This is a genomic window from Pseudomonas sp. IT-P74 (genome assembly GCF_949768175.1).
Lineage (GTDB): Bacteria > Pseudomonadota > Gammaproteobacteria > Pseudomonadales > Pseudomonadaceae > Aquipseudomonas.
Window position 1 is genome coordinate 125,675 of sequence record NZ_CATKQD010000003.1, and the last position, 13,508, is coordinate 139,182.

The 13,508-nt window shown below is 61.5% G+C and carries 12 protein-coding genes; 3 read left to right on the forward strand and 9 right to left on the reverse strand.

Going from position 1 to position 13,508, the window contains the following annotated elements:
- Positions 1-68: 68 nt before the first annotated feature.
- From ACM6J5_RS03245 to ACM6J5_RS03275, 7 genes are all read right to left on the reverse strand, one after another.
- Positions 69-755 carry a flavin reductase family protein gene (locus ACM6J5_RS03245; RefSeq protein ID WP_095941864.1) on the reverse strand — a complete coding sequence of 229 codons (687 nt, stop codon included), beginning with the start codon at positions 753-755 and terminating at the stop codon, positions 69-71.
- 12 nt (positions 756-767) lie between these two features.
- Positions 768-2,255 (reverse strand): amidohydrolase family protein, encoded by a 1,488-nt coding sequence (locus tag ACM6J5_RS03250; protein WP_095941865.1) that lies wholly within the window; start codon positions 2,253-2,255, stop codon positions 768-770.
- Positions 2,252-3,448, reverse strand: a complete 1,197-nt coding sequence (locus tag ACM6J5_RS03255) for an amidohydrolase family protein (RefSeq protein WP_414927811.1) — start codon at positions 3,446-3,448, stop codon at positions 2,252-2,254. Before ACM6J5_RS03255 ends, ACM6J5_RS03250 begins: the two co-directional genes overlap by 4 nt.
- A gap of 140 nt (positions 3,449-3,588) precedes the next feature.
- Positions 3,589-4,641 carry an extracellular solute-binding protein gene (locus ACM6J5_RS03260; RefSeq protein WP_150673378.1) on the reverse strand — a complete coding sequence of 351 codons (1,053 nt, stop codon included), beginning with the start codon at positions 4,639-4,641 and terminating at the stop codon, positions 3,589-3,591.
- Positions 4,642-4,655: 14 nt separating this feature from the next.
- On the reverse strand, positions 4,656-5,444 hold the full coding sequence (locus tag ACM6J5_RS03265; RefSeq protein ID WP_008050662.1) for an ABC transporter permease: 789 nt from the start codon (positions 5,442-5,444) through the stop codon (positions 4,656-4,658).
- On the reverse strand, positions 5,441-6,358 hold the full coding sequence (locus ACM6J5_RS03270; protein WP_414927812.1) for an ABC transporter permease: 918 nt from the start codon (positions 6,356-6,358) through the stop codon (positions 5,441-5,443). The genes ACM6J5_RS03265 and ACM6J5_RS03270 overlap by 4 nt, the downstream gene beginning before the upstream one ends.
- Before the next feature lies 1 nt (position 6,359).
- Positions 6,360-7,445 (reverse strand): ABC transporter ATP-binding protein, encoded by a 1,086-nt coding sequence (locus tag ACM6J5_RS03275; protein WP_095941869.1) that lies wholly within the window; start codon positions 7,443-7,445, stop codon positions 6,360-6,362.
- A 140-nt stretch (positions 7,446-7,585) separates the two neighbouring features.
- Between ACM6J5_RS03275 and ACM6J5_RS03280 the strand changes: the two genes are divergently transcribed.
- The 3 genes from ACM6J5_RS03280 to ACM6J5_RS03290 all read left to right on the forward strand — a co-directional run bounded on the left by ACM6J5_RS03280 (position 7,586) and on the right by ACM6J5_RS03290 (position 10,998).
- Positions 7,586-8,275 (forward strand): GntR family transcriptional regulator, encoded by a 690-nt coding sequence (locus ACM6J5_RS03280; RefSeq protein ID WP_007973313.1) that lies wholly within the window; start codon positions 7,586-7,588, stop codon positions 8,273-8,275.
- 213 nt (positions 8,276-8,488) lie between these two features.
- Positions 8,489-10,600, forward strand: a complete 2,112-nt coding sequence (locus ACM6J5_RS03285) for an ATP-binding protein (RefSeq protein ID WP_414927813.1) — start codon at positions 8,489-8,491, stop codon at positions 10,598-10,600.
- 164 nt (positions 10,601-10,764) lie between these two features.
- A complete protein-coding gene (locus ACM6J5_RS03290) occupies positions 10,765-10,998 on the forward strand; it encodes a DUF465 domain-containing protein (RefSeq protein WP_095941871.1) in 234 nt (77 codons plus the stop codon).
- A gap of 272 nt (positions 10,999-11,270) precedes the next feature.
- Here ACM6J5_RS03290 and ACM6J5_RS03295 read toward each other — a convergent pair whose 3' ends face one another.
- Together ACM6J5_RS03295 and ACM6J5_RS03300 are read right to left on the reverse strand one after the other, a co-directional pair.
- Positions 11,271-12,350: an SMP-30/gluconolactonase/LRE family protein gene (locus ACM6J5_RS03295; RefSeq protein ID WP_150673380.1), complete on the reverse strand. Its 1,080-nt coding sequence runs from the start codon at positions 12,348-12,350 to the stop codon at positions 11,271-11,273.
- The gene (locus ACM6J5_RS03300) at positions 12,347-13,492 is read right to left on the reverse strand and encodes a sterol desaturase/SRPBCC family protein (protein ID WP_150673381.1); all 1,146 of its coding nucleotides are present in this window, start codon (positions 13,490-13,492) and stop codon (positions 12,347-12,349) included. Before ACM6J5_RS03300 ends, ACM6J5_RS03295 begins: the two co-directional genes overlap by 4 nt.
- Positions 13,493-13,508: the final 16 nt, after the last annotated feature.

Genomic DNA, 13,508 nt, shown 5'->3' on the forward strand with positions numbered 1-13,508 from the left:
CTGTAGGAGCGAGCCTGCTCGCGATGAACTTGAGAGCGCCGCGTTCATTCAGTTAGCCCGCGTTATCGTTATCCACCATCGCGAGCAGGCTCGCTCCTACTCAGCGGCCAAAACCGCTCGCCACCTCCCGGCGCATCGGTCCACGCCTGCAATGACCTTGTCGGCAAATCGAAGTAGTCCCGGGTGCGCGCATAGCCATGCCCACCCATGCGTCCGATGGCATCCAGCCCCAACTGGTCGATGTACAGGGTTTTCGGGTCGATCAGTTCGTCCCGCACATGGGCCATCAGCACTTCACCAAAGATGATCTCCCGGGATTGGCCGATGGACAGGGCCATCATCCGCCGGCACTCCAGTGCCACCGGGGCTTCGCCGATGCGCGGGCATTTGACCGTGGTGCCGGGGATGGCGGTGAGGCCGGCGGCGGTCAGTTCGTCGAAACCGGGAGCGAAGGGCACGGCGCAGACGTTCATGGCTTCCACCAGGGCATCGCTGACGATGTTCACGGTGAATTCCTGGTTGAGCTGAATGTTGCGGGTGGTGTCCTTGGGGCTTTGGTCGCCGTAGTTTTCCACGCCCAGGGCGAGGATGGGCGGATCGGCCGACAGCGCATTGAAGAAGCTGAACGGCGCCGCGTTGATCCGACCTTCGCCGTCGACGGTGGTGACCAGTGCAATAGGGCGGGGCACCACACTGCCGATCAGAATCTTGTATTTGTCCCGTGGGCTCAGTTGGCTGAAGTCGAAGCTTTGCATAGGCAGAAGTCTCTAAAGGAGAGGGTCAATGACGCACAGTGGCGCCTGTGCGCTGTAGTCGTCGGCGAACGGAATGGCTGGCTGGAACAGGCTTTTCCAGTCCGGTTGGCCAAAGGCCCGGTCGCTGTGGCTGCGCATCAGTTTCTCGAATTGGCGTTGGGCCTGGCGTTGCAGGGCGGGGTAGTCGACGCCTTCGACCTGGCCGTCCCGCATCACGCAGCGGCCGTCGATGTAGCTGGCGATGCAGTCGTCACCGCGGCCGGCCAGTACCAGATTCTTCAGCGGATCGAATAGCGGCCCCAGGTGCATCTCGCGCAGGTTGAATACGGTGATGTCGGCCTTGCACCCCGGTGCCAGCCGGCCGAGATCGTCGCGGCCCAATGCCTTGGCACCGCCGAGGGTCGCGGCGTTGTACAGGTCCAGGGTGCTGGTCAGGTCGTTACCGCCCTCCATCAGTCGAGCGATGTTCAAGCCCTGGCGCATGTTGTCCAGCAAGTCCGCCGGCCAGGTGTCGGTGCCCAGGGCGAAGTTGATGCCTTTGGCCCGATAGCGGCCAAACGAATTCAGCGCCTCGCCGTCCCGGGCAAACACCACCGGGCAATGCACCAGGCTCGCGCCACCTTCGATCACGCGTTGCAGGTCATCATCGCCTCGGGTGTAGATGCCGTGGGGCAGCAGGCTGCGCGGGTTCAAAAGCCCAAGCTGCTGCAACCAGCCCAGTGGCGAAGTACCGCGAAGTTGCTCGACCATCGTCACTTCACCGAGGCCCTGACAGCAGTGTAAGCGTATCGGCGCGTTCAGTTCCCGGTTCAGTGCGGCGGTGCGTTGCAGCAACGCCGGGGTGCAGGTCTGGATGCGATCGGGCAGCAGCGCGCCGCGAATCAGGTCGTTGTGCGCGCCGTCGAAATCCCGGAAAAACCGTTCGGCGGCATCGAGGCCGGCCATGCCCCGGGCTTCGTCCCAGTGGTGCGCCAGGGTTCCACCGGCTTGCCAGTAGCTCATGCCGCTCATGTAGCAGGGGCCGAGGTAAGTGCGCAGTCCCAGTTCGACCGCCACGCCTGCCACCGCCGCAAATTCGTCGTAGGTCTCGGCCCACTCGCGGTAATACATCGAAGTGATCGGCATGGCCGTGGTGATGCCGTTGCGGATCAGTTGCGTGAAGGCGTAGCGGTATTTGAAGACTTCTTCTTCGGGGCTGTAGCTTTCCCGCGATCCATGCGCCAGATACTGCGCCGACCACATCCGGCCCATGTCGCGCTCGTCGCCGTTGTCCAGGGTCAGCACCGTGGAGTCGAGATCGCCGAGGGCATCCAGATCGATGAAGCCGGGGCCGATCAGCGCATTACCGTAATCAACCCACTGATCCACCGGCCCCGCATAACCGCGCCCGACAAACTCGATGCGAGCGCCTTGGAACACCACTTCGCCGTCGCGCCACAGTACATGCTGCGTGCCGTCGAAGCCGACCACGCAACTGGCCCGCAAGCCGATGCGCTTCACAGACGGCTTTCCAGCAAACGGCCACCCGCAGCAATCAACCGACCCGCACGATAGACCTGACGCAGCGGTCGCGAAACCACCGCCTCACCCAGTGTCTGTACCGGCATCAACAGGAAGTCCGCCGGCTGGCCGATCTCCAGGCGATTAGCTTCGCACCCCAAAGCCTGGGCGCCGTTAACGGTTGCCGCCTCGAACGCTGCCGCCAGCTCTTCGTCCTTGCTCAAATCGAAACGGAACGCCAGCAACATCGCCCGTTCGAGCATGTCGCCGTTGCCCATGGGCGACCAGGCATCACGAATGCCGTCGGAGCCCAGGCACACATTCACGCCGGTTTCGCGCAGGGCCAGGAACGGAGGCACCGCACAATCGGCCGGTGCCGAGCTCATCAACGAAATACCCAACGCCGCGAGGCGCTCCGCTACCGGTTTGACCTGGCTCCACGGCAACATCCCCAGGCAATACGCGTGGCTGATCATTACCCGGTTTTGGCGGCCGAAGCGCTCGGTGTAGTCGGCGATCAGGGCAATCTGCCACAGGCCCAGCTCACCCTTGTCATGCAGGTGAATGTCGACGCCCCGGTCGAACTCGTTGGCCAGTTTGAAGACGAAATCGAGTTGAGCGACAGGATCGTTGTCAATGCCGCACGGGTCCAGTCCGCCGACGTTCTCCACACCGAGGGCCATGGCTTCGCGCATCAGTTCGGCGGTGCCGGGGCGGCTGATCAAGCCAGTCTGCGGGAACACCACCAGTTGCAGGTCGATCAGGTCGCGGTAGTTTTCACGCAGTTGTTGCATGGCCTCGACATGCCGCAGGCCGAATTCCGGGTCGATGTCGACGTGGCAACGCATGGTCAGTGAGCCCCGGGCGATGCAGTTCTCCAGCAGGGCGCCAGCCCGTTGCGCGATGGGCGCGGTGACTTCACGCAGGATGCGCCGCTCGTTGGCGATGTAGTCCTTGAGGGTCGGGCCGGCGCTGTTCGGGCGCCAGGGTTGGCCCCAGAGGGTTTTGTCCAGGTGCACGTGGCTTTCCACCAGGGTGGGGGTGAGCAACTGGTTCTGGCCGTCGATGTCGGTGGCGAGCAGCTCGGTGGTCGAGGCTGGGCGGCGTTGGCTGAAGCGGCCGTTTTCGATCAGCAGGTCTTCGGCAGGGGCGCCGTAGGGGCGCACGTTGCGTAGCCAGCGGGGGTGAGTCATGTAGAACCTCAAATTCTGTGTTGTTCGGGAGGGCCTCTTCGCGAGCAGGCTCGCTCCTACAGGGATTTTGTGAACGCCGAAGATCCACTGTAGGAGCGAGCCTGCTCGCGATGGCCGCGACTCGGTTTCAAGTCAGGCAATCAGCCCTTGAGCTTGGCCCAGATCCGGTCCTGCAGCTCCCGCGCCTTGTTGCTGCATTCCTTTTCCGGGCGCAGGCGCGAGGCGAATTCGTCGGGCATGTTGATGGCGTCCATCACTCGCCATTTGGTGTCGATCAGCTTGTCGCTCTGAATGCCGTTGTCGTAGGCGATGGCGTTGGACACGGCGGCGGCGTTTTCCGGTTTCATCATCCAGTCGATGAAGATCTTCGCGTTGCCGGGGTGCGGCGCGCTTTTCGGCACGGCGAAGTTGTCCTGGAACATCGCCAGGCCTTCCTTCGGATACACGTACTTGATGGTGCTCTTCTGCAGGGTGGCCCGCGCTGTAGAACCGTTCCAGTTCTGCATCATGATCACTTCACCGGAGGCCATGCGGTCGACGGTGTTGTCCGAGCTGTACATCTTCAGGAAGGGTTTCTGTTTTTGCAGCAGTTCGAGGATGCGCTTGGCGTCCTGGGGGTTTTCGCTGCATTCGTCGACATTCAGGTAGTGACTGGCGGCATTGATCACGCTGCTGGAGGTGTCGAGGGCGGCGAGTTGGCCTTGCAGTTCCTTGCGCGGTTCGAAGAACTCTTTCCACGAGTCATCCAGCTTGCCGCCAGGCACCCGCGCGCTGTCATAGGAGAACCCGGTGGTGCCCCACAGGTACGGTGCCGAAAATTTGCGGCCGGGGTCGAAGCTCGGGTCGCGGAACGCCGGTTTGACGTACTGGAAGTTGGGCAGGGCCGAGGCGTCGATTTCCAGCAGCAGGTCCTGGTTGATCAGGGTGCGCATGATCGATTGCGACGGAACGATCACGTCATAGGCCGCGCCACCGGCCTGCAACTTGGCCAGCAGGGTTTCGTTGCTGTCGTAGCCGTCCATGGTGACCTTGATGCCGGTCTCCTTTTCGAACTTGGCCAGCAGCTCGACCGGGTAGTAGTCAGTCCAGTTGTAGAAGAACAGTTCCTTGGGCTCGGCGGCCTGGGCACTGAAGGTGGTGAAGCAACTCAGGGCCAGACCGGCTACAGCGAAACACATGCTTTTTGTTTTCATGCTTTGCTCCAGGATCATTGGTTTTTGCCGCGCTGTCCCAGCCAGAAGGCCAGCACCACCAGCACGATGGAAATCACCAGCATCAGGGTCGATATCGCATTGATCTCCGGCGTCACGCCGGCCTTGATCGCCGAGAAGATGTACACCGGCAGAGTGGTCGAACCCGGTCCGGCGACGAAGAAAGTCATGATGAAATCGTCGAGGCTGACCACAAACGCCAGCACCGAACCGGACAGCACCGCCGGCCACAGCAGCGGCAAGGTCACCCGGCGAAACACCTGCCAGGGGTTGGCGTACAGGTCGTTCGCCGCCTCCAGCAGGCTCTTGTCCAGGTCGTTGAGCCGCGCACGGATCGGCAGGTAGGCGAAGGGAATGCAGAAGCCGATGTGCGCGACGATCACCGTCAGCAGACCGAGCTTGATCCCCAACGCCATGAACAGCAGCAGGGTGGCCACGGCGGTGACAATCTCCGGCAGGATCAGCGGCAGGTTGATCCCGCCCTCGACCATTTTCTGTCCGTAGAACGGCCGGTAGGTCGCCAAGGCCGCGAGCAATGCAATCGCCGTGGCGCATACCGTGGCGATGCTGGCGACGATGATCGAATTGAGCGCCGCGGTCTGGATCGACGGGTTGGCCAGAATTCGCCCGTACCAGTCGAACGAGAACTCGGTCCACACTGTTGCCGAGCGGTTGGCGTTGAAGCTGTAGGCGATCAGCACGAATATCGGCAGGTACAGATAGGCCAGCATCAACAGGCTGACTTCACGGGTCAGGGGCAGTTTCTTCAGGTGCAGGGCGATCATGCTTGGGCTCCTGGGCGCTGGGTCTTGGCGGCATTGCGGCTATAGAGGGCGTAGAGCACCAGGGACAGCAACATGATCCCCAGCAACAGGAACGACAGCGAACTGCCCAGCGGCCAGTTGCGCGCGGTGCCGAACTGCTGCTGGATCAGGTTGCCGATCATCAGCGTCTTGCCGCCGCCGAGAATCGCCGGGGTAATGAAGGCACCCAGGCTTGGCACGAACACCAGCAACGCACCGGCGATCACCCCCGGCATCGACAGCGGCAGGATGATCCGCCGTAGCGCGTGCCAGCGGTTGGCACCGAGGTCGTAGGCGGCTTCCACCAGACGCCAGTCGAGTTTTTCCAGGGTCGAATAGATCGGCAGGATCATGAACGGCAGGAAGCTGTAGACCAGGCCGACGCTGACCGCGAAGTCGTTGTAGAGCAGGGTGATGCCACCGGCCTGGGGGAGTAGCGCGTTGAGGCTCTGGGCGACCCAGCCGTGCTCACGCAGGATGATCAGCCAGGCGTAGTTGCGGATCAGCAGGTTGGTCCAGAACGGGATGGTGATCAGCAACACCATCAGGTTGCGCCGACGGGGTGTCAGGCTCGACATCCACAGCGCCACCGGGAAGCCGAACAGGAAACACAGGACCGTGGTGCCACCGGCCTGGAACACCGAACGCAGCAACGCCTGGGCGTAGACCCAGTTCAGTTCCAGTTCGCCATCGAAACCTTCCTGGAAAAACAGTTGCACGTAGCTTTGCAATTGCCAGTCGGCCTGCCAGTCGACGCCGCCATAGACGTTGCGCGGCAGCAGGCTGATGTAGCCCATGATGCCCAGCGGGATGGCGATCAGGGCCAGCAGGGTCAGAACCACCGGGCTGAGCAACAGCGCTCGGTTGAGGGCTGGGGAAGTGCTGCTGACGCTCATCTCAGGCCTCCATCAACAGGCAGGCGTGGGGCGGCAGGTTGACCGCGACGCGATCGCCCACCACCCGCCCGTGGTTCAGGCCTTCGTTGTTCTCGCGCAGCATGACCTTGATGTCGTTGTTCAGGCGGCATTGATAGAGCGTGGCCGTGCCGACATACAGCACGGCTTCGATCACACCGCGCAGGTGATGGGGCTGTGTCGGCTCGACCAGTTGCGAACGCTCGGGGCGGAACGCCAGTTGCACCTTGCTGCCGTCAAAGCCCTGGGCCGGGCAGGGGATTTCCACGGGCATGCCGTTGGGCACGAAAAGCTTTTCATTCTGCTGGCCGCGCTTGAGGTGACCGGGGAGGAAGTTGATGTCGCCGATGAATTGCGCAACGAACCGGTGCTGCGGGCGCTCGTAGATTTCATTGGGCGTGCCGATTTGCAGGATCTTGCCGGCGGACATCACGGCAATGCGATCGGACAGGGTCAGGGCTTCTTCCTGATCGTGGGTGACGAAAATGAAGGTGATCCCGGCTTCTTTCTGCACGCGCTTGAGTTCGACCTGCATTTCCTTGCGCAACTTGAGGTCCAGGGCCGACAACGGTTCATCCAGCAACAGCACTTTGGGTTTCGGCGCCAGGGCCCGGGCCAGAGCCACCCGTTGCTGTTGGCCGCCGGACAGTTCGGCCGGTTTGCGCCTGGCCAGGTGCTGCATTTGCACCAGCGCCAGCATCTCATCGACGCGCTGCGGGATCAGTTTGCGATCAAGGCCCTGCATCTCGAGGCCGAAGGCGATATTCTGCGCAACACTCATGTGTGGAAACAGCGCGTAACTCTGGAACACCGTGTTGACCCGACGCTTGAACGGCGGCAAATCGTTGACCGGTTCGCCCGCAAGAAGGATCTCACCGTCGCTGACATGCTCGAAGCCGGCGATGGTGCGCAACAGGGTGGTTTTGCCGCAGCCGGAGGGGCCGAGCAGGGTGAAGAATTCGTTGTCGGCAATGTCCACCGAGACGTTATCGAGGGCTGGCGCCAGTCCTGGATCGTCGGAATATCGCTTTGAGACGTTTCGCACTTCGATTGCTGTTGGATGACCCATTATGGTGCATTCCTCTAATTATTGTATGCAAAATCTGGATGCAATTTAGAAATACCCGGATTAATCTGCCCGTGCAAGCCCCTTTTTCAATGGCTGTTCATTCGCCAGGGGCGGTTGCGCAGGGCGCGAGGAGTTGATGAATGACGGAAAAGAAACTGGAAACCACGGTCGACCGCGTCTACCAAGGGGTTTACGAGGCGATCAGCAAGCGTTCGTTGCGTCCGGGCATGAAGCTCGGCGAAGCCTCTTTGGCCGAACTGTTCAATGTCAGCCGCACGTCTGTCCGGGCCGCGCTCAAGCAATTGGAGGCCGACGGACTGGTCACCACCGAGCCCAATAAAGGTGCATCGGTGTCGCTGCCCAGTGACGAAGAGATCCGTTCGCTATTCGAAACCCGTCGCCTGGTCGAGATCGGTATCGTCAGCGAACTGTGCCGTCGTCGCGATACGGCGGTGACCCAGGACCTGCGCGATCACTTGCTGCTCGAAGATGAAGCGCATCAGAGCGGTGATCACGAACGGCTGATTCACCTGCTCGGCGAGTTCCACATCAAACTGGCCCGCAGCCTGAACAACCCGGTGCTGCTCGACTGGTTCCAGAAGCTGATTTCCCGGGCTTCGCTGTATGCCGCTGCGCTGGATGACGACAGCCACGAAGCCTGCCGCGACGACGAACACCTGCGGCTGATCGAGTACATCGAAGCGGGCAACCAGAGCGCGGCCATCGAGCTGACCTGCATGCATTTGAACGGGATCGAGAAGGCCATTCTGGATGTCGCGGCCACGCTGAAAAGCAGTTACAACCCGCTCAAGCATCTGATTGAGGTCTGACCCCTCTGAACACCAAACTGTAGGAGCGAGCCTGCTCGCGATAACGACGGTACAGTCGACTTGGATGTCGTTCGACGCACCGCTATCGCGAGCAGGCTCGCTCCTACAAGGATTCTGCAAAGGCCCGCGAGAATCAGCTATACCTCTATGAAACGAATAGCGCGCAGGATGCTCGAAACAAACGGGTGCAACTTACCGGGATAGAGCCAAGCCATGCAGTTTCTAGAGGATAGCCACGGATGCTCCGGGTGGAACGGCGAAATGGCCGGGCGCATTCGTGCGTTCGACTGGAGCCTGACCGAACTTGGCCCGCTCGATTCCTGGTCCAGGAGCCTGAGCAGCGCGGTGCAGTTGATGCTCGCGTCTCCGCTGCCCATGGTGATGCTCTGGGGCCAGCCCGGGTACATGATCTATAACGACGCTTATTCGAAGTTTGCCGGTGGGCGTCATCCATATCTGCTCGGCTCCTCTGTGGAACTGGGTTGGCCGGAAGTCGCCGAATTCAATCGCCACGTGGTCGACACCTGCCTGGCGGGCGGCACCTTGTCCTATCGCAACAAAGAACTGGAGCTGCTGCGTGACGGGGTTCCGGAAGATGTCTGGATGGATCTCTATTACAGCCCGGTGGCCGACGATGACGGACGTCCGGCCGGGGTCATGTCCATGGTGGTGGAAACCACGGAGCGGGTGATCTCCGAGCAACGGCGACAAGTGGCTGAAGATGCCTATCGTGCCGACAACGAACGGGTACGCCTGGCGCTGAACGCTGGCGCCTTGCTCGGTTCCTTTGTCTGGGACATCAAGGCCAACGTGCTGTCGGGTGACGAGCGCTACGCCCGCACATTCTCTTATCCGCCCGGGCAAGACCTGCAAAACCTGTCTCGGGAAATCGCAGAAAGCCGGATCCATCCGGATGACCGCAGTTGGGTTCAGGAACGCGTCACACTGTCGGTCGAGACGGGCGAGCCTTACAACGTCGAATACCGGATCCAGCGCCCCGACGGCAGCTACCTCTGGGTACTCGCCAGTGGTTGTTGCGAGTTCAATGAGCAGGGCGAGGCGTTTCGTTTCCCCGGCGTGCTGATCGATATTCACGAACGCAAGAACGCCGAAGAGTCCCTGCTCAAGTTCACCCGCAACCTGGAACAGCGGGTGGCCGATGAGGTCGAGGCGCGGCTGGCGGCGGAAGAACAACTGCGCCAGGCACAGAAGCTGGAAGCCATCGGCAGCCTCACCGGCGGTGTGGCCCATGACTTCAACAACCTGTTGCAAGTGATCGCCGGTAACTTGCACTTGCTGGCGCGCCATGAGCGGGCTAACGCCAATGTGCAGCGCCGGGTCTCGGCGTCGATCGCCGCCGTCGAGCGCGGTGCCAAGCTGTCTTCGCAATTGCTTGCATTCGCCCGACGCCAACCTTTGTCGCCCGCGGTCTTCACGTTGCGGCAAATTTTCGATGGCCTGGCGGAACTGTTGCTGCGTGCCCTGGGTGAAACCCTTCAGGTTCACATGACGGCACCCGAAGACGCCTGGAATGTGTTTGTCGATCGCAATCAACTGGAAAACGCCATTCTCAATCTGGCGATCAATGCCCGTGACGCCCTTCAAGGCGAGGGCAGGATTGACCTGTGCGCGGAAAACATTGTCCTCGACCACAAATTTTGCGCAGCAAAGGGCATTCCCCCCGGGGACTATGTGCGGGTGTCCGTGACGGATACCGGGGTCGGCATGCCGCCGCAGGTGCTGGCCCAGGCATTCGAGCCGTTCTTCACCACCAAGGCCGACGGGCAGGGCACCGGCTTGGGCCTGAGCATGGTGTTTGGTTTCGTCAAGCAAAGTGGCGGTCATATCGAAATCGCCAGCGACGTGGGGCAGGGAACCCGGGTGCAGTTGTACTTCCCTCGCACCTTGCGCGCTGCGGCCAGCGAAACACCGAACCCTGATGTGCCGCAACGGGGTGGTCACGAACGCATCCTGGTGGTCGAGGACAATGAGGCCGTACGGGGGGCGGCGGTGGAGTTGTTGCGCGAAGAGGGCTATCAAATCCTCACGGCCACCAACGGTGACGTGGCCATGCAAATGTTGCTGGAAGGGCTGGCGGTGGACCTGATATTCACCGATGTGGTCATGCCCGGCCTGATCAAGAGTTCGGACCTTGCGGCCTGGGCGAAAGTGCAGGACCCACCGGTGGCCGTGCTGTTCACCTCAGGGCATACCCGCGACATCATCTCGCGCAATCACCAGCTCAGCCCTGACACCCACTTGCTGAGCAAACCCTACAATCCCGAAGCACTCAGGCAAATGGTGCGCATGGTGCTCAACGGCTGAAACCGCTGGCGCAGGCAAAGGTTTTTATCGCCTGGGGACCGGACGACGAACGGACGCCGCTGGTCTGACAGGTGGTCGACAGAACGGCCAAACCGAGGCCATTCTGATAGTTGGTGAACGCAATTGATCGCGTTTCGCTGCCGATCAACTAACGGAGGTGTTCCATGCCGGTGCCCCATGACCTTTATCAGGATCTGAAACGCTCAAAGGAAGAAATCCAGCAGAAACGCACCAAGGATCCGTTACTGGATTCACTGCTTAACAAGTATTCCCAGGCGGATGCCGAAGTGGTGAAAGCAGAGGAGGCCAAGTCCAACGATGACACCGTAAGGAAGCTCAAGGAGACACGTTTGCTGGTCAAGGACAAGATCGTCAAGCAACTTGGCTCGTCGTCCTGACCCAGCGTGCCTGTCACCGACGGCCGGTGGCTGAACAGTTGAAATGGCACAAAAAAACGGCACCTCGAATACCCGGAGACCGATGTCACGGCTCTCAACGAGGTGCCTCATGACCCGGCCCGAATATCCCGAAACTGAACGCTGTCCCTGTAGGAGCGAGCCTGCTCGCGATGGCGGGCCGACAGGCGATGCATGTGTTGACTGGCCCGGCGCCATCGCGAGCAGGCTCGCTCCTACAGTGGTTCTGCGGTGAATTCAGATAGGGGTGCTGCTCATTGCAATGCCTTGCTTAACGGCAATCGCACCATGTTCGGGGCTTTCAGCGAACCGAAGTACAACCAGTCCCCATACTCGCGCACCGTGGTGATCGGTGAGTAATTGTCGCTGCTGCCGTCCTGCAGGTTGGCGATCACTTTGCCGTCAAGGTCCAGGCCCAGGGCTAATCCGCGCTTTTCCACGGGCTTGGGCAAGACCGTCATGGCCCGCACGATCATCTTGCGCACGAACGGATGCGACGCCGTGGCGTCGAGCAAGGCATTTCGGGGGGCATACAGGGCCACCCAGAAGCGGTCGCGGCCATTGAATGACAGGTTGTCCGGCAGCCCCGGCAGGTTATCGATGAACAGGTCGTGGGTGCCGGCCTTCGGACCGCTGAGCCAATAACGGCTGATGCGGTAGGCCCCGGTTTCATTGACCAGTACATAGGCATCGTCCGGTCCCAGGGCCACGCCGTTGGCAAACTCCAGCTTATCCAGCACAACCGACGTCTTGCCGGTCTGGAAGTCGTAGCGCAGCAGGCGACCATCGCCACCGTGTTCGATCACGGCCTCACCGTCGTGCCCATAGCCGAAGCGGCTCGAAGCATCGCTGAAATAAGCGTAGTGACCGGATTTGTCGATGACCACATCGTCGGTAAAACCGAAGGGAACGCCGCCGGCCTCTGTGGCCAAGGCCACCAGACGTCCCTGGGCATCGAGGGACAACAAGCCTTTGACGGCATCGGCGATCACCAGCAGACCATTGGGATGCCGGGCCAGGCCCAGTGGCCGGCCACCGGTTACGGCCAGAACTTTGGTGGTCTTGCCGTCCAGGCTCGTGCGGATCAGGCGACCGTCGTGCAGGCCGGTGATGAGCGTGTCGTTTTCGAGCAACAAGGCTTCCGGCCCGTCGATGTTGGCGGCACCCACGCGTTCCACGTCCTTGAGCCGCTGATTGTCGGCGTAGATTCCGCTGGTCAGGGACGGTGCAGGTTGTGGCGTCCAGGCGACCGGTCGCACCTTGGTTGGCATCAGCAGCAGGAAGGCGCCGACGGCGACGACGGCCAGCAACAGACATTTGGAAGTTCTGCTCACGCGCCGCCCCCCGTCACCGCCAGATACTTCTGCGCCATGTCGCGCAACGCCAGCATCGACGCCGCCGATTCCCGATCGATGCGCCGCTTGAGCAACAAGCGGTTGGCAAGCCGCATCGCCAGGCCGCTGAATTGATACTCAAGGGTGCGGACAAAGCGTGTGGCCTCGCCCGTGGCCTCGCATTCATAGGTCACCACCAGCGATAGGCCGTGGTCACCCCGGGCATCGGCGCTCCAGCGCCGCCCGGGCAGGTACTCCGCCACCTCCCAGCGCAAGTGCCCGTCGCGCCCGCCGGCACGAATGTCTTCCTCGAAACGTGCACCGGCATGCAACGGACCTTTTGGCCCATCAATGTGCAGCGAAGACGGATGCCATTGCGGCCAAAGGGTCACGGTACTGGCGTAGGCCAGTACGTTTACCGGGTTTGCGGCAATGACAATCTGATGCTGCATGCGGGTCATGGGGGGGCTCGTCGGGTTGAGCGGCTCGGGTTCCGGCTCCCAGTAGAGGGTGCCGAACAGGTAATCCATCAGCGGGAACACGATGTTGAAATTACGCTCCTGCATCAGTTCGCGACGGTGATGCAGCTCGTGCAGCCGGCGCATCTGGCGGATCCACGGCAGCCGTGTGAGCGGGTTGCGCGACGGCAGGTGCTCGCAGGCATGAAACACTTCGTAAGTCAGGTAACCGAGGACAAGAAGGCCGCCGACCAACCCGGCGACGTTGCTATTGATGTGCTTGAGCAGCCACCAGAGGGGCAGGGCGACGGCGAGGGTGTGCAGCACGATCAGCCACGCCGGAAACAGGATCACCCGCCAGTCGCGGGCGCTGTCGTAGGTCATGTGGCCGGGGGTGAAAAAGCTGTGGTGGTCGACTGCGTGACGGGCATAAAACAGCCGGGCGAAGCTCTTTTTATGATGCCCCAGGTGGCGATGCACCGTGTACACGCCGAGGTTGAACAACAGCAGCGTGACCGGCACTGCCAGCCATTCCGCTGGCCGCACCTGATGTACGTTGCTCCAGAAGACGCTCATCGCCACTGCCCCGAACATCAGGACAAACGCGCCGTGCAGCCAGGGGTTGTAGAGCGGATGAATGTCGGCGCGGTAACGACTGCGGAATCCTTCGGTGGTCTGCCTCACTGCAATCACCTGTCGT